The following is a 17,287-nucleotide window of genomic DNA, read 5'->3' on the forward strand; positions in this document are numbered from 1 at the left end:
AGAAAAAAGTATGACAAATAGAGTCGCCCTTATTACGGGAGTTACGGGCCAGGATGGCTCGTATTTAGCAGAGCTTTTATTGGAAAAAGGTTATGAGGTGCATGGGATTAAGCGCCGTTCATCATCCTTTAATACCGAACGTGTAGATCATATTTATCAAGATAGGCATGAGCAAGACCCTAAGTTTTTCTTACATTATGGCGATTTGACTGACACATCTAATTTGACTCGCATTTTGAAAGAAGTGTGCCCGGATGAGGTTTACAATCTAGGTGCTCAATCTCATGTTGCGGTATCGTTCGAATCTCCCGAATACACCGCTGATGTAGACGCGATGGGGACATTACGATTACTTGAAGCGATTCGCTTTTTGGGCCTAGAAAAGAAAACGAAATTTTATCAGGCATCTACATCTGAGCTTTATGGCCTAGTTCAAGAAATACCTCAAAAAGAAACAACACCATTTCACCCGCGTTCGCCTTATGCCGTAGCAAAAATGTATGCTTATTGGATCACAGTGAATTACCGTGAAGCCTATGGCATGTATGCCTGTAATGGTATTTTATTTAATCACGAATCACCGCGCCGTGGTGAAACTTTTGTTACCCGTAAAATCACTCGCGCTTTAGCAAATATCTCCCAAGGTCTAGAGCAGTGCCTTTACCTAGGTAATATGGATGCGCTTCGTGACTGGGGCCATGCTAAAGATTATGTACGTATGCAATGGATGATGCTTCAGCAGGATATCGCAGAAGATTTTGTTATCGCTACAGGTAAGCAAATATCGGTTCGCGAATTTGTGCGCTTATCCGCAAAAGAATTGGGTATTGAATTAGAGTTTTCAGGCGAAGGCGAGCAGGAAGTCGCGACCGTTGCAAAAATCACTGGTGATAAAGTTACGGCGTTAAATGTTGGTGACGTTATTGTTCGTGTTGATCCGCGTTATTACCGTCCAGCTGAAGTCGAAACCCTACTTGGTGACCCTACTAAAGCGAAAGAAAAGCTAGGCTGGGTGCCAGAGATCACTGTTGAAGAAATGTGTGCGGAAATGGTTAACTCTGATCTGGACATCGCTAAGCGCCATGCGTTGTTGAAAGCCCATGGGCATGATGTTTCTATCGCGGTTGAATAATATTTCTACCACAGAGAACTTACGTTATTAAGTTTTACTACGGAGAGCACTGAAGATAGCTCACCACAGAGAACACAGAGTAAGTAATTAACTCAATAGCAAACGAATAACAGATTTCACTGTAGAGAAGTTACGTTATTAAGTTTTACCACGGAGAGCACTGAAGATAGCTCACCACAGAGAACACAGAGATTAGGGCAATTTTGATATCGCAGTGAACTCCGAGGATGGATAATTATATTTACCACAGAGAACGCTGAAGATATTGTGAAGAAAGTTCACCACAGAGCACACAGAGATTAGGACAATTGGTAATATCGCAGTGTACTCCGAGGATGGTTAATTATATTTACCACAGAGAATACAGAGGGTAGGGTAATTATATTTACCACAGAGAGCACAGAGAATTTTGAGTAATGATTTAAGGCATTAGCTGTTGTTTGGGTGCCATGAGTGTTGAATGAGAATTAAGCAAGGGAGTGGTTATGGGAACGGATTTCCTGACACAAAAGGTAATCGGGTGTGCTATCGAGGTTCATAAAACACTTGGGCCAGGATTATTGGAATCAAGTTATGAACAATGTTTGATGTACGAATTAAATCAAGCGGGCATCATTGCAAAAAATCAGGTTGTTTTGCCAATCGCATACAAGAATGTTGCCATCGATGCTAACTACCGACTTGATATATTATTACCTGGAAAACTGATTGTTGAGCTAAAGGCTGTTGATACGTTATTACCTATTCATACAGCGCAATAACCACTTACTTGAAACTCTCACAAATTAAGACCGGCTTATTGATAAATTTCAATGTAACAAAACTTACAAATGGAATTAAACGCGTAAGCATTTGATCTCTCTTTCTCGTGCACTCTATCTACATAACAACAGAACACTCGCTTTTCTCATTTTTATCTCGGTGTCTCGGTGGTAATGAAACAAAAAGTAATTCTCGGTACCTCAGTGGTAATTAACAAACACATAATTAGAGTCTCCTTTTTATCTCGATGCCTCTGTGGTAATAAACAAACACATAATTAGAGTCTCTCTTTTTTATCTCGGTGTCTCTGTGGTTATTAAAGGAATAGATAGTTCCCGCGTCCCGATTCTACCTCGGTGACTCTGTGGTAATTAAAAGGTTTTAAAAATGGAAAATAAAAAAAACATTCGCGTATTTGTAGCTGGCCATCGAGGGATGGTTGGTTCAGCAATCGTTCGCAAACTGGAAGCTAAAGGCGGTTACGAAATCATCACTCGTAGTCGAAGCGAGCTTGATTTAACGTCACAAGCGGACGTTAAAGCTTTCTTTGAAACGGAGCAGATTGATCAGGTCTATTTAGCCGCGGCTAAAGTCGGCGGTATCCACGCAAATAATATATACCCTGCAGAATTTATTTACGAAAATCTGATGATAGAAGCCAATATCATTCATCAGGCGTATGCCGCTGGCGTGAAAAAGCTTTGTTTCTTAGGTTCTTCTTGTATTTATCCGAAATTGGCAGAACAGCCAATGAAAGAAGAAGAGTTACTAAAAGGCTATCTTGAGCCAACTAATGAACCCTACGCAGTTGCCAAGATTGCCGGTATAAAACTTTGTGAAAGTTATAACCGCCAGTATGGCGTCGACTACCGTTCTGTTATGCCAACAAATCTATATGGTGAAAATGATAATTTCCATCCAGAAAACTCCCATGTAATTCCAGCCATGATGCGTCGTTTTCATGAAGCAAAACTGCGCGGTGATAGCGAAGTGGTTGTCTGGGGCACGGGTAAGCCTATGCGCGAGTTTCTCCATGTCGATGATATGGCCGCTGCATCTATCCATGTTTTGGAATTAGACAAAGAAACCTACGAAGCTCAGACATCGCCAATGATGTCGCACATTAATGTCGGTACGGGTGTTGATTGCACAATACGCGAACTCGCCGAAACCTTAAAACAAGTGATCGGTTTTGAAGGCGAACTGGTATTCGATACAACCAAACCAGACGGGACACCAAGAAAACTTATGGATGTCTCTCGCCTGGAATCACTTGGATACAAAGCCAGAACCACACTTAAAGACGGCTTAACAATGACGTATCAGTGGTTTTTGCAAAATGAAAAGGGCCTACGTAAGTAGGCTTCAAGAAACAAGGATGAAATTCAAGGCATCAAGAAATATTCGATTAATCGAAATTAATTATCGTCGCTCGATCCTTGACCCCTTGACCCCTCGACGTTAAGGCCCTGACTATAATGTTCTTAGATTCAAAAACGTTTAACACTGTAATCGCATCAACCCCACTGGTCTCAATCGATCTTATCGTTAGAAATCAGTCTGGTGAGGCGTTGCTCGGTTATCGCAATAATCGACCTGCGCAGGGATATTGGTTTGTTCCTGGCGGCAGAATCGTAAAAGATGAGAGCATTGATTCCGCATTCGAAAGATTGGTTGAAGCGGAATTAGGTGTCAAGGTGGAAAAGAATCAAGGAGATGAATCTTCAAGGGCTCAAGGGGGGGGCTATCAAGGTTTTGAAAGTGCAAGATTTATTGGAGTGTATCAACACTTCTATGATGATTGTGTTTTTGATACTAATTCGAGTTTAAACGAGAAAAGCCAAGAAACAACAAGTACCCACTACGTGGTATTAGCTTACGAAATTACCTTAGAAATAAAGCTTGCGGATCTCCCAAACCAACAGCACAGTAAATACCAGTTTTTAAGCGTTGATGAGTTACTTTCCACAAGGGACGTACACCAACACAGCAAATGGTATTTTGATCCTAAGCAAGAAAACAACTTCACGATAAGTGATAAGAAATAAATGGTAAGAAGAAAGTGCTCGTCTTTCACCTTACCACTTTCATCTTACTACTCGTTTCCTCCAGTTAAAAAGGAAACGCTTTGTACATCAACACAGCAAGTGGTATTTTGAGAACAGAGAATAAGAATAGGAATCAAGGAATCAAGGAATCAAGGGGGCAAGAGTTTTAGCCTGGTCGACAATTATTGAATTTCAGACTTAACCCTTTTAGCCTAACCCTTGACTGTAAACCTAGCGATAAGTCTTGAAATGTCGGGCTAAAAAGCTCTGACACTTTGAGGCCTTGAATTGTAAAACCTTGATACCTTGACACCTAATTAACTAACAAGAAGAACGATTATGCTAAAACCTGTCATTATGGCTGGCGGTAATGGAAGCCGCCTGTGGCCAATGAGCCGAAAACTATTTCCCAAACAATTTTTAAAAATCTCTTCTGACTTCACCATGATTCAGGAAACGGTTAAGCGCCTGGATGGCCTGGTCGCCTTTGAACCGGTAACGATTTGTAATGAAGAACATCGATTTATTGTGGCCGAACAGTTACGAGAAATCGATAAATTAGGGCAAATCATCCTAGAGCCCGTAGGCAGAAATACTGCACCTGCCATAGCTTTAGCTGCATTGTCAGAAATTCAACAAGGCAACGATCCTGTGCTACTGGTGTTGGCAGCGGATCATGTTATCGGCGACATAGATAAGTTCCAGTCTGTCGTGAATACAGGTTTAGAGCAGGCAGAAGCTGGTAAACTTGTAACCTTTGGCATAGTACCAACCCATGCTGAAACCGGGTACGGATATATAAGAAAGGGGAAAGTGGTAAGTGGTGAGATGAAAGGTCCTGACTCTACCTTGACCAACGGCCTTGAATCCCTTGACGCCGAGGCCCTTGAATCCCTTGATGCCTACTCTGTAGGCTCCTTCGTTGAAAAACCGGACTTACCAACAGCTAAAGAATACCTTACTTCTGGTGAGTATCTCTGGAACAGCGGTATGTTTATGTTTAAGGCGAGCCGCTATATCGAAGAGCTAGGTAAATTCCGACCTGATATTTTAAATGCTTGTGAAGCGTCGTTAAAAGATACTTCGAGTGATATGGATTTTATTCGTGTAGACAAAAAAGCATTTGAGTCTTGTCCCGATGAATCGGTAGATTATGCCGTTATGGAACCTATTTGTTCGGCTGAGGACTCCGATGCAGCAGTTGTGGTTCCTTTAGATGCTTCCTGGAATGATATCGGTAGTTTTTCGGCAATTTGGGATATTTCTGATAAAGATAGCAATGGTAATGTACATCAAGGAGATGTGCTAAATCACGACTCAAAAAACAATCTGGTTATTGCTGAAAATAAGTTAGTGGCAACCGTAGGGCTTGAAAATACAGTTATCGTACAAACCAAAGATGCCGTGCTTGTTGCTAATAAAGATAAAGTGCAAGACGTTAAAAAAATTGTTCAACAAATCAATAGCAAAGGCCGAACCGAAGCGAATTTACACCGCCAGGTGTATCGCCCTTGGGGCCATTATGATTCAATCGATTTTGGCTCACGGGATCAGGTGAAACGAATCACCGTAAAACCTGGTGAAAAACTTTCCATCCAAATGCATCATCACCGTGCCGAACACTGGATCGTAGTCTCCGGAACCGCCAAAGTAACCAATGGTGATGAAGTATTTCTTTTAACAGAAAACCAATCCACCTATATCCCCGCGGGTGTCGTCCATGCCCTGGAAAATCCAGGCGTTTTACCCCTTGAACTTATCGAAGTGCAAAGCGGTAGCTATTTAGGGGAAGATGATATTGTAAGGTTTGAGGACCGTTACGGGCGCGTCTAAAAAAGTGGTGAGTAGTGAGATGAAAGAATAAACTTACTTCCATCTTTTCCGTTGGAACTTTTATCTTTATTGTTATCTACACTTAACTTCGAATTCAATTTATCCAACAAGGAGGTTAGGGTGCAATTCGAAGATTTAGCTGTATGGAAAGAGTCTCACCATTTAACGGTAGCCATTTATAAATTAATGGCTAATTACAGGGATTTCGGTTTTAAAGACCAAATTACGCGCTCTGCTCTCTCAATATCATCGAATATCGCTGAAGGATATGAGCGCTTTTCTATAAAAGACAAAATCAACTTTCTTTATTACGCTAAAGCCTCATCAGCGGAGCTTAGATCGCAGTTATATGTAGCTATTGATATTAACTACATTTCCAAACACGATGGTGAAATGCTAAAAGCTAGTTCAATAAAGATATCTAAAATGCTTCAAGGCCTGATAAACGCATAACGAAAGAATATATAAGTATTAAAACTGTGGCCAATTGCTTGACCACGACAAGTCAAAGAATAAACGTGAGAAATAGGTAGCACCGATGATAAAGCACTTTCATCTTATCCCTTTTATCTCACAACTTAATTTTTAAAGGTGTACCGTGCAAAAAAAATTAACCTGTTTCAAAGCCTACGACATCCGCGGCAAGTTAGGGGACGAACTCAACGAAGACATTGCCTATGCCATTGGTCGTGCTTTCGCGTTGGAAATTAAACCTAAATCCGTGGTTGTTGGTGGAGATATTCGCCTGACATCTGAGCGATTGAAGCTAGCGCTTGCTTGTGGTTTGCAGGATGAAGGGGTTGATGTTATTGATTTAGGGATGACAGGTACAGAAGAGATTTATTTTGCAACGCGTCATCTAGGCGTTTGTGGTGGTATCGAAGTTACCGCGTCTCATAACCCGATGGATTACAATGGTATGAAATTGGTGCGAGAAGATTCGAAACCTATTTCAGGTGATACAGGGTTGCTGGCTATCAAGCAAACCGCTGAGAAAGTAGTGAGTGGTGAGATGAAAGCACCATCATCTTCTGTACGTGGAACCTATCTGACCCGGAATTTAAAAGCGGAATATGCGCAGCATATGCTGGAATTTATTGATGTTAAAAAACTGAAGCCGTTAAAGCTGGTTGTCAATTCCGGTAATGGGGCGGCAGGGCCTGCGCTCGATGCGATTGAAAGTGCGCTAAAGGCTACTGGTGCTGAAATTGAGTTTATCAAAGTCCATCATAAGCCCGATGGAAAATTCCCTAATGGTATTCCTAACCCCTTATTGCCAGAATGTCGAGAAGATACTGCCAATGCAGTAATTGAACATAATGCCGATATGGGCATTGCCTGGGATGGTGATTTTGACCGTTGCTTCTTGTTTGATGAAAAAGGTCAGTTTATTGAAGGGTATTACATCGTAGGGTTGCTGGCTGAAGCGTTTCTGCAACAGGAGTCAAGGGAGCAAGGAGTCAAGGAGAAAATCATTCATGACCCGCGGTTAACTTGGAATACCATTGATTTGGTGGAAGCTGCTGGTGGTGAGGCGATTCAGAGTAAAACGGGTCATGCGTTTATTAAAGAGCGGATGCGTGCTGAGAATGCCATTTATGGTGGTGAAATGAGTGCGCACCATTACTTTCGTGATTTTGGCTATTGCGATTCAGGGATGATCCCTTGGTTATTGGTTGCAGAGTTACTTTCAGTAAAAAATAAAACATTGTCATCTTTGGTAAGCGAACGTATCGCTAAATATCCCTCATCTGGAGAAATTAATTCAAAATTAGTTGACCCAAAATCTTCGATTCAACGGGTAAGAGATATTTACCAGCGTGATGCTCATCGTGTCGATAAAACCGATGGCATTGCTATGGAATTGAGAACGGAAAATGGTGAGTGGCGTTTTAACCTTCGTTCATCGAACACAGAACCTGTAGTCAGATTAAATGTAGAATCTAAAGCGAACGTTGCTTTGATGGAAGAGAAAACAAAAGAGATATTAAAGGTTCTTAGAGGGTAAGGAACAGGAGTCAAGGGGGCAAGGACCATAGTTCAAGGAGTCAAGATGTTTAGGCGTCAAGGTCAAAGTATCAAGTTACTTTCATCTTATCCCGCATAACCTTCACCTTTTCACTCACAACCTTCTCCTTATCCCTCCCTATTTTTATCCTGCTTTTCTTGTTCTTGCCCGTTAATTTTTATATTGTAGATTTGAGATAATAAAAAAGAAGTACAGTAGTTATGAAACACGGTATTCTTCAAAGTCACTCCTCATTAATCACGCTTGTCAATCAACTCATCGATATTGCATCGATACCTGCTAGTTTTTTATTGGCCACCTACCTAACCGACCAATTTTCCTTAGACCTGAGGTTTATTTTAGCTACGTTAGTGGCTGCCATGAGTTTTCAGTTTATCGCTAGCTTTCGTGGCCTATACCTTTCAATGCGTGGTGAAAGCACCATAAATGAGGTGGTTAAGTGTGTTAAGTATTGGCTGGTTAGCTTTGCTTTAGCCTTTAGTTGTTTTTATACTCTGGTGGAATCATCAACAGCTTACGATAAAGCCATGTTGATTTGGTTTATCAGCCAGATGGTGTATTTCGCTATTTCCAGAATTACATTGCGGCAGTTTCTCCGTTTTATGAGACGCAATGGCTATAACCAGAGAACGGCTGTGATTATAGGGGCAGGGGATACGGGACGAAAACTCGCAGAGAATATCATCACATCGCCTGGGTTAGGATTAAAAGTCGCAGCGTTTTATGATGATGTTCGTACAGGTGCTATGGAAATTGGTGGTGAAACCCTCGAGGTGGTTGGCAACTCGGAAGATCTAATTCATGATGCGAAACGCCTTAAAATTGACCGTGTCTATATTGCCCTTTCAATGCGCCATGATGTGTTTATTAAAAAAATTGTGGCGGAATTAGCTGATACCACTTGCTCAGTTGTCTTTGTGCCGGATATGTTCTCGTTCGAATTGTTAAATGCTCGCATGGGCCATTTAAATGGTATGCCGGTAATATCCATTTATGATACCCCAATGGAAGGGACCAACCGTTTATTAAAGCGGACACAGGATATTATTTTAGCCAGTGTTATTTTGTTACTGATTTCTCCTATTATTGCCATCATTGCTTTGGCTATTAAATTAACGTCTCCCGGTCCGGTGTTTTTTAAACAAAACCGTTATGGTATTGACGGTAGGCCGATAAATGTGTGGAAATTCCGCTCAATGAAGGTGCATGGTAGCGGTGCGGTGGGTGATGATGGAACTAGCGTTAAACAAGCGCAAAAAGGTGATTCGCGCATAACCCCACTTGGTTCATTTTTAAGGCAGACGTCTTTGGATGAGCTTCCGCAATTTATTAACGTTTTACAAGGCTCAATGTCTATCGTTGGACCGCGACCACATGCGGTGGCGCATAATGAAGAATATCGTCGATTAATCGATGGTTATATGTTGCGCCATAAAGTAAAACCCGGCATTACCGGTTGGGCACAAATTAACGGTTGGCGCGGAGAAACTGATACTATAGATAAAATGCAAAAACGAATCGATTACGATCTCGATTATATCAATAACTGGTCTACCTATTGGGATATTAAAATTATCTTTTTGACTATCTTCAAGGGGTTTATAAATAAGAATGCGTACTAATGTTTAGCATTAATTCTTATAAGTAAATAAAAGTTGTGAGTTCAAAGAAATAAGATGAAAGTGGTGAGACAAAGTTGTGAGTTCAAAGTATTAAGATGTAAGTGTTAAAGTGTAGGTGTTGCGATGCAAACTACGATGCATTTTCTTTTACAAAAAAATAAAACCAGCTCAATTGAGCTGGTTTTTTATGCTTGTGATGCGTTAGAAGGGAAGAAAACTTTCGTCTTATCTCTCACTACTCACAACCTTTGTTTAGATATTTTCGCCTCGTTTTTTTCGTGCTAATAGTAAACCTGCCATGCCAGTTAAGAATAATAATATATTTCCAGGCTCCGGAATTCCTTGTGGAGGTACCAAACCATCGTCAATCCAGATGGAGCCCAAGTACAGCTCACCAGAGGTGACTGTAAAAGTAAAAATGTCCGTTACTCTTCGATACATCCAAAAATTATTTTGACTATTTATGCCTTGTGGAAATTCACCATAATTCAATATTGTTGAATCAACAACACCTCCCTCGTTATCATGACCGACAAAAAACATGGTAAAGTCCTCAACCGCAAAAGGCGAACCACCAAGGGTGAATTCGAACGTCAGGCCTTCTCCCGCGTTAATATTATCTTCATAATTAGCATTACAATCATCCAACGGACAAATGCCCAAACCTGAACCGGCATCTAACCAGTGATTAGCACCAGTATTGGTAGTGAAAGTTACATTAAAGCCCTCAATTCCTAATAGATTTTCAAAAGTGAATGGACTTGGTATAGGCCCTTCATCTTCTTCAGCGGTTTCTGTGAAATCTAACAGTTTGATTAGTTCGGCATTTGCCGCAATGGGTAAGCTTAATAACAGCATTACAAAGCTTATTTTGAGTAAAGATAGTATTCTTGCCATGATAGTTACCTCGTAAAATCGACTGCATGGACAGTATGCAAAATTGCATGTCGTGATCAGTGCATAAATCGCGCCAATCAATAAATTTTTCCCAAATACACTCCAAACATCAATTCTTTACGAAATCCTTCCTAAAAACGTAAATCCAAAAAATTCAATATTTGTAAAAAAAGCTGACAAATAAAAGAGTAAATTGATCAATTTACTCTTATAGGTTTCAGGGCTCAGGTTTCAGATCACTATACTTGGTCGGGTCTTGAACCGTGCAGAAACCTCAACCTTTCGGTTGGGCTTTTTTCGTTTCTGAAATCGGCATAAATTTACATTTGAAATTGAACGCGAAAGTAAGTAGGTTCAATTGACCATGTAGAGTAGTTACCCGCGAATACCTGTAACCCCAATGTAAGATAAAGGTACGGTCTTAAAAGGGATTTGAAAAGTGAAAGCAAAGCGATACTTGATTGACGAAATTGAATTAATGAAGGAGTGGGATTTCGAGGAAAATCACCAGTTAAATCCTGCTGAGCTCGTCATTGGCAGCAACAAACAAGCTTCCTGGATTTGTTACTTATGTAACAACAAATGGAAAACTGCAATCTATCACCGGACTGTCAAAAAAACTAGATGTCGCAACTGTTCTGCTAGTAGGAGGCTAAGTTTTAACGAAGAAGATAGTATTGCTAACACCCATCCCGTTATCGCACGAGATTGGGACCCTGATGGAAATGGTAGATTATTGCCAAATATGTTCGCGAAGGGAGCGAGGTATCAAGCTAACTGGCGTTGCCATGAGTGTGGAAACAAAATTAAAAAAAGTATCAAAAGTTATATTGGCTGTAATGATTGTAAGAGTGCTAAACAACTTGAAAGCTGCAATTTAGAATTAGAATATCCAGACATTTCCAGGGAGTGGGACAATAAAAAGAATGGTGCAATATGCCCATCTGATGTTAAACCACAAAGTAATAAATACGCATGGTGGGTTTGTTTAACCTGCAGCCATAGTTGGTCAGCTAAAATCAATAATAGAGTTAATGGCCGAGGGTGCCCTTCATGTGCCAATAAAGTGGTAGTTGTAGGTAAGAATGATCTCGTTACAACGCACCCACATTTAGCAAAGGAATGGCATCCAATAAAAAATGAATTGACAACTAACGACGTGACGTACGGCAGTGGTAAGAAAGTGTGGTGGCTTTGCCCACATCGTCATGAATATCAAGCCACGATTCTCCATAGAGCACATGGAACGGAATGCCCCAAATGTAATGATGGTAGGCAGACTTCTTTTGCTGAACAAGCAACTTATTTTTATATCAAGAAACTTTACCCTGATGCTTTAAATCGTTATACCGCGGATTTCCTCGAACGAATGGAATTAGATATCTATATACCGTCGATTAAATTGGCGATCGAATATGATGGTGAAGCTTGGCATAAAAAATATACAAGAAAACGGGAAGAGCGGAAGTATCAAATTTGTAAACAGCAGGGAATAAAGCTAATCAGGCTCAGGGAAAAGATGCCAGAATTTCCCTCAAATATTGCAGACAGAATGTTTGGAATGGATAGGCTTTATGAACCTAAAAACTTAGAGGAAGTGCTCGATGAACTCTTGAGGCATATTAATTACTCAAGCACCTGGTTGCTGCGTTGCCCAGTAGATATAGATATCGAAAGGGATAGGCCTGAAATTTTGCAGTATAAAACAGACCTAAAAACCAAGTCTTTAAAATATCTTTACCCTGAAATAGCTAAAGAGTGGCACCCCACTAAGAATGGAAAGCAACAACCTGAACATTTTCAACGAGGAACGGACTTTAAAGCCTGGTGGGAATGTTCTAATTGCAGAAATGTTTACAAAGCTTCGATTTCCAAAAGAACAAGTGGGACAGGTTGCCCTCTATGCGGTATTGAAAAAGCAACTCGAGCAAAGTGTAAAGCAGTAAATATGGTAGATCCCGACTCAGGCAAGGTGTTAAGGACTTTTATCTCGATATCAGACGCATCGAGGAAACTGAATATTAATAGCTCGAATATTAGTATGGTATGTAAAGGCCAGAGGCCAAAGGCAGGTGGTTACTTCTGGGCCTATTACCAAAGCAAAGAGAACGAGGACTGATATTGAATCGTGTTGAATGGGGTCAGATCTTGATCCGTGCAAGAGAAAAGCTCAACTTTATGGTTGGGCTTTTTTCGATTAAAGGGCGCAGTAAAGAGGAGATTGTTTAACGAGAATTAAGGCTTTGATTTCCAGTCGTGGCTGGAAATGAAGGGGTGGATATACGGGGTCAAGTCCTGAACCGTGCAATTTTCTTGAACTCTTTGGCATAATATTTCACTGCCTAAGTAAGAATTATTGATTAATATCCGGATTCGAACGGATTTCTTTTCATGTTAATATCACAAAGTCCTACCGATTTATGTAAATGGAAGCAGTAATGAACGGAATTGATAGCCAGAAAACTTACCGTGGCAAAATAAAAACATGGAATGAAGATAAAGGCTTTGGCTTTGTTAATGTCGATGAATTACCAAGAGATGTGTTTCTCCATATTAGCCTGTTAAAACACATGAGCCGCGAGCCGAAACAAGGCGACTATGTTCACGTTACAGTAATTGAGGAAGCGGGAGGTAAGCTTCGAGCCTCTTCCGGGCGTATAGAAGGGGTGGTGGCGAAATCAACAAAGCCTCGAGGCAATCATCATAAGCAACATAAGCAACATAAGCAACATACGCGACATAGGCGCAGTTACTCGGGTAAGTCAGATAGTAGATTCGCTCGCACTGTTCGTTCTATCATTTTTCTTGCGTTGGTATTTGTTGCAATTGATGCCTATCAGCTTTATTTGGGCGGTGGCACAACTACCGTTAGCGATGCGCCAACCCAATTAGAAAAACAATTGGCAATATCGCCGGACACTCAACCGGCTAAACCACGCAAACCACGGCAAGCTCAACGTTCAATATTTGATGAACCGGAATTTACATGCGATGGTCGCCAGCATTGCTCACAAATGCGCTCCTATGAAGAAGCCCTGTTTTTTATCCGCCATTGCCCGAATACCAAGATGGATGGTGATAATGATGGGATACCGTGCGAAAGGCAGTTTTAACAGCGGTCGCTGATTAAAACTGCTTTTCAGGGCTCTCTAGGGTTTTGGTTTCAGGGGCTTTTGCTAAAGCAACTGTGAGAAAAGCGACGGTGTAAAAAAACAACGGTGTCTAAAGGTGAAAAAAAAGAACCGGTGCCTAAGGGTGTCAAGGTGTCTAAAGGTGACTAAGGCAAGAGCGTGGCTTGACACCAGTCCGGAATATTTGATTCCGGACTGTCACCTTCGATAAGCTTGTCACCTGTCCGGAGTAATTGCTTCCGGACTGTCACCGTTCGAAATTTTATTTCGAATTGTCACCTTCCGCGAGATTCTGACCTGCGGTAAGAATCTCTAGGTTTCAGGCTTTAACGCCTTGGTGTTATCAATTGCAATTTTGCACCATCTCCGTCGGTCAATACCGCGATATTCCCCGCTTGGGTGATCCACACATCCCTTAAACGTCCGGCAATCTCCGGAAACACATGGGATCGGGTAAACGTGCCATTCGCTAAATCCACAGCATAGAGTTTTCTATCTACCAGGGTGGTGATCAGGACATGTTTTTGTAGTGAGGGGAATGCTGTTTGCTGGGTACCATAATAAGCCATGCCGGACGGGGCAATGGAAGGCGTCCAATCAACCGTGGGTTTTTGCATCCCCTCATAGTCGGTGAAAGGGGAGATGCGTGCTTGAGAATAATCTTTGCCATGGGTGATAACAGGCCAACCGTAATTGGTGCCCGCATGCAGATAGTTTAATTCGTCACCGCCTGCCGGGCCATGCTCATGGCTGACAATTTGCTTTGTGTCATAGTCATACACTAACCCCTGGGGGTTGCGATGGCCCAGTGAAAAAACAGCGTGTGCCGCGGGGTGTTGGTGAGCCATAAAAGGATTATCTTTGGGGATGCTGCCATCTAGATTTATGCGTAATACTTTGCCAAGTTGACTGCTGATCACCTGTGCCTGTTCCCGATAATCAAACCCATCACCGCTGGAGAGCATAAGGGTGTTGTTCGGCAGGATCAGCGCTCGCCCAGCATAATGTTGCGGTGTCCCTTTATCGGTTGCTACCTGATAGACGATTTCTGGCTGAGAAAAACCTGAACCGTTAAACCTGGCTTTGACGACAACCAGACGATTGGCTTTTTGCTCGCCCTGAGCGTAGGTGAAAATCACATCGTTGGTTGTATGAAAATCCGGGGATAGTACGATATCCAGTAACCCTCCCTGACCGGCGACATATAACCCATCAAGCCCTAAGTTAACTCTGGATTGCTCCGCACCTTGTGCGATCACCACATGGCCATCGCGTTCGGTAATTAACCAGATACCACCGGGTAATTCCACCATACTCCAGGGGGAGCGTAATTCGGTCGCCAGGGTCTGCACACGATAGTCTTTGTCAGGCTCTGCACCGTTGGCATGCATGGAAAAAAAAGCACATAGGGACAAGACAAAATCATTGAAGAATTGTTTACGTTGCAAGCGTTTGTTAGGGTAAGAAAAACTCGTTGCTTTACGTTGAGAAAACCATGCAATTTTTGACACGCCTTTTGCTCCCATTTTTCGCTTCTTGGTTGCTAACATTCACATTGGCTAGCTTGTTCCATAGCCAATATGTTGTCAATCAATTAGTAAAGGTTGGCGTTGTGGTCGAGTTTAATGATCGTGTTAACTTAACGGTTGACGATTGGCTCGGGCTTTTACCCACGTACGGGATGATAATCGCGATCGCCCTGTTAATCGCTTTTTTCGTTGCCGGATTGATCGCCAAACGACTGAATGCCTATCGCGCTGTATTGTTTGTCTTGGCTGGCATCGTGGCTTTTATTACAGTACTAACCGCGATTGAATCCATCATGAACATCAACGTGATCGCCGGTGCCAGAGGTTGGGGCTTTTACGCGCAATGTCTCGCGGGCGCTATCGGAGGCTTTGTTTTTACAAGGATGAAAAAAGCGAAGGTGTAAAAAAAAGACGGTGAGAAAAGCGACGGTGCCTAAGGGTGTGAAAAGGAAAGGTGTCTGAGGGTGTCGAAAGGTGCCTAAAGGTGACTAAGGCAAGAGCGTGGACACCCGTCCGGAATATTTGGTTCCGGACTGTCACCGTTCGAAATTTCATTTCGAATTGTCACCTTGACGCTGCGTTGTTTGTAGCGTCTGTCACCGTTGTCTAACTTGTCACCTTGACGCTGTGTCATTTTCAGCGTCTAACACCGTTGCCTATCTGCGTCATTTGCAGCGTCTGTCACCTTCATTAAGCCTACCTTAACCTTTACCTGATATGCTACTAATTAACCTCGTTAGCATAAAGTCTATGACTTCGATTTCTTGTTTACATTCTTTTGTAATTTCTTGCGGGATGTAGTTAATTTTTTCACCAATAATAAATTGAGTTTTTAGTTCCGCTAATGATCCTTTAGCGATGTAGAGAAATTTTTGTTTATCTTTGGCTGTTGGTTTTTCTATACCTTCGGCAATGTTACTTGGCACTGATAAGCTTGAGCGGGTGATTTGGTTCCGAAACCCCCAGTCTTTTACGTTATCAGTCTCTCTATAAATTCTTACTGATAACTCACAGCTTCGTTGCCAAACGTCAAGTTTTTCGTGATACATAGCTAGTCTCCAGCTTTATTAATCTTTACGTTCAAGCAAACTATGGCTAAAAACTTAGCTAAATAAACATGTGGACTCGCAGGCTAATGAAAATAGCAGGGTGAAGGTAGTCACCGGAGTAAGCTTAAGCGAGAAAAAAGCGACGGTGTAAAAAGCGACGGTGTCTAAGGGTGTCGAAAGGTGAGAAAAGCAACGGTGTCTGAAGGTGTCGAAAGGTGACTAAGGGTGACTAAGGCAAGAGCGTGGCTTGACACCTTTCCGGCATCTCTGATTCCGGACTGTCACCGTTCGAAATCTCATTTCGAATTGTCACCTTGACGCAGCGTGGCTTGACACCTGTTCGGAATCTTTGATTTTGGACTGTCACCGTTCGAAATTCTATTTCGAATTGTCACCTTGACGCAGCGTGGTTTGCAGCGTCTGACACCGTTGTCTATCTGCGTCTGCCACCTATTTTTACCACCAACAACCCCAATACTAACAGCAATATGGATCCTGGCTCAGGGATTTGTTGGGGGCCTTTAACCAGCAAAAAGGAAAACGGTTGGGCGTTGGGATCAAGTGTTGGGATATAGTCTGCATCCATAAACATGGGTAATGTAGAGTTATAACCATTTAGGTATACATCGGGATGAGAAAGTTCAGGGTACCCTTCTAAGCTGGCTGCTGGGATCAGGCTTTTATAGGTCAGGTTGAAATCATGGTAGGTATTTTTTCGGGTTGACACATAAAAGGTGTGCGCAAAGGTCTCATCGGTTAGCGCGTCCAGGCCTACAATGGCATGATGTCCCGCCCAGGTTTCACTGTTCACGCCACCATACTCAATAAATGTACAAAATAATTCCGGTATACATTGCGGAACAGCCTCAGGGTAGCTCACGGATTCGGGCACAAGGCTTTGGATAAACAGAAAATCTAACAATTGATTGGCTTCATTGAATGTCGCGATCCGCCATCCTTGCGCTTGCAAACTGCCCTCCAATAATACCTGAATATCATCGATATCAAGGTTCTTGACTTCAGATACATCGAGCCAGATCAAATCATACCCGGTTAAATCCAGAGTGAATGCTTTGTTATCGCCGTCGTCAAACGCATCGGCTTCAATTAACTCAGCACGAGCGGTAAGCGTTAACAGCAAGGCTAACAGAGTGACGCAGCGCGCCATGTTAGTGATTAATGGGGTGAAGCATTTCATCATATCCTCGGTAAGTCTGTGTTATCGAATGTGCGGATAAACACGAACGGAGTGGCG

The 17,287-nt window shown here is 42.1% G+C and carries 14 protein-coding genes and 1 pseudogene; 11 read left to right on the plus strand and 4 right to left on the minus strand.

The window, feature by feature from the left end:
• The first annotated feature begins 10 nt into the window (after positions 1–10).
• The 8 genes and pseudogenes from gmd to FE810_RS09120 all read left to right on the plus strand — a co-directional run bounded on the left by gmd (position 11) and on the right by FE810_RS09120 (position 9,426).
• Entirely contained in the window at positions 11–1,132 is a 1,122-nt protein-coding gene (gene gmd / locus FE810_RS09085; protein WP_138319741.1) for a GDP-mannose 4,6-dehydratase, read from the plus strand.
• A 485-nt stretch (positions 1,133–1,617) separates the two neighbouring features.
• Positions 1,618–1,988: pseudogene (locus FE810_RS09090) on the plus strand (GxxExxY protein).
• A gap of 293 nt (positions 1,989–2,281) precedes the next feature.
• Positions 2,282–3,256: a GDP-L-fucose synthase gene (gene fcl, locus FE810_RS09095; protein ID WP_138319742.1), complete on the plus strand. Its 975-nt coding sequence runs from the start codon at positions 2,282–2,284 to the stop codon at positions 3,254–3,256.
• 116 nt (positions 3,257–3,372) lie between these two features.
• Positions 3,373–3,942, plus strand: coding sequence for a GDP-mannose mannosyl hydrolase (locus FE810_RS09100; RefSeq protein WP_138319743.1), 570 nt, complete (start codon positions 3,373–3,375; stop codon positions 3,940–3,942).
• Between the two features lie 339 nt (positions 3,943–4,281).
• Positions 4,282–5,775, plus strand: a complete 1,494-nt coding sequence (locus FE810_RS09105; protein WP_138319744.1) for a mannose-1-phosphate guanylyltransferase/mannose-6-phosphate isomerase — start codon at positions 4,282–4,284, stop codon at positions 5,773–5,775.
• Between the two features lie 120 nt (positions 5,776–5,895).
• The gene (locus FE810_RS09110; protein ID WP_138319745.1) at positions 5,896–6,228 is read left to right on the plus strand and encodes a four helix bundle protein; all 333 of its coding nucleotides are present in this window, start codon (positions 5,896–5,898) and stop codon (positions 6,226–6,228) included.
• Between the two features lie 145 nt (positions 6,229–6,373).
• On the plus strand, positions 6,374–7,783 hold the full coding sequence (locus tag FE810_RS09115) for a phosphohexomutase domain-containing protein (RefSeq protein ID WP_138319746.1): 1,410 nt from the start codon (positions 6,374–6,376) through the stop codon (positions 7,781–7,783).
• Positions 7,784–8,004: 221 nt separating this feature from the next.
• Entirely contained in the window at positions 8,005–9,426 is a 1,422-nt protein-coding gene (locus FE810_RS09120; RefSeq protein WP_138319747.1) for an undecaprenyl-phosphate glucose phosphotransferase, read from the plus strand.
• A 252-nt stretch (positions 9,427–9,678) separates the two neighbouring features.
• Here FE810_RS09120 and FE810_RS09125 read toward each other — a convergent pair whose 3' ends face one another.
• Positions 9,679–10,323 (minus strand): PEP-CTERM sorting domain-containing protein, encoded by a 645-nt coding sequence (locus FE810_RS09125; protein WP_138319748.1) that lies wholly within the window; start codon positions 10,321–10,323, stop codon positions 9,679–9,681.
• Between the two features lie 439 nt (positions 10,324–10,762).
• Between FE810_RS09125 and FE810_RS09130 the strand changes: the two genes are divergently transcribed.
• Both FE810_RS09130 and FE810_RS09135 read left to right on the plus strand, forming a co-directional pair.
• Entirely contained in the window at positions 10,763–12,442 is a 1,680-nt protein-coding gene (locus FE810_RS09130) for a zinc-ribbon domain-containing protein (protein WP_138319749.1), read from the plus strand.
• Between the two features lie 319 nt (positions 12,443–12,761).
• Positions 12,762–13,436 carry an excalibur calcium-binding domain-containing protein gene (locus tag FE810_RS09135; RefSeq protein ID WP_171022319.1) on the plus strand — a complete coding sequence of 225 codons (675 nt, stop codon included), beginning with the start codon at positions 12,762–12,764 and terminating at the stop codon, positions 13,434–13,436.
• A gap of 344 nt (positions 13,437–13,780) precedes the next feature.
• Here FE810_RS09135 and FE810_RS09140 read toward each other — a convergent pair whose 3' ends face one another.
• Positions 13,781–14,965, minus strand: a complete 1,185-nt coding sequence (locus FE810_RS09140) for a PQQ-dependent sugar dehydrogenase (RefSeq protein WP_246037010.1) — start codon at positions 14,963–14,965, stop codon at positions 13,781–13,783.
• On the opposite strand from FE810_RS09140, the gene FE810_RS09145 reads away from it, so the two are divergent.
• Positions 14,950–15,387, plus strand: coding sequence for a hypothetical protein (locus FE810_RS09145; protein ID WP_138319752.1), 438 nt, complete (start codon positions 14,950–14,952; stop codon positions 15,385–15,387). The genes FE810_RS09140 and FE810_RS09145 overlap by 16 nt on opposite strands.
• A 297-nt stretch (positions 15,388–15,684) precedes the next feature.
• Here the strand turns inward: FE810_RS09145 and FE810_RS09150 are convergent, their stop codons facing one another.
• Both FE810_RS09150 and FE810_RS09155 read right to left on the minus strand, forming a co-directional pair.
• Positions 15,685–16,032 carry a four helix bundle protein gene (locus tag FE810_RS09150; protein WP_138319753.1) on the minus strand — a complete coding sequence of 116 codons (348 nt, stop codon included), beginning with the start codon at positions 16,030–16,032 and terminating at the stop codon, positions 15,685–15,687.
• Positions 16,033–16,465: 433 nt separating this feature from the next.
• On the minus strand, positions 16,466–17,233 hold the full coding sequence (locus FE810_RS09155; protein ID WP_138319754.1) for a PEP-CTERM sorting domain-containing protein: 768 nt from the start codon (positions 17,231–17,233) through the stop codon (positions 16,466–16,468).
• Between the last annotated feature and the right edge of the window lie 54 nt (positions 17,234–17,287).

It is taken from the genome of Thalassotalea litorea (assembly GCF_005843925.1).
Lineage (GTDB): Bacteria > Pseudomonadota > Gammaproteobacteria > Enterobacterales > Alteromonadaceae > Thalassotalea_A > Thalassotalea_A litorea_A.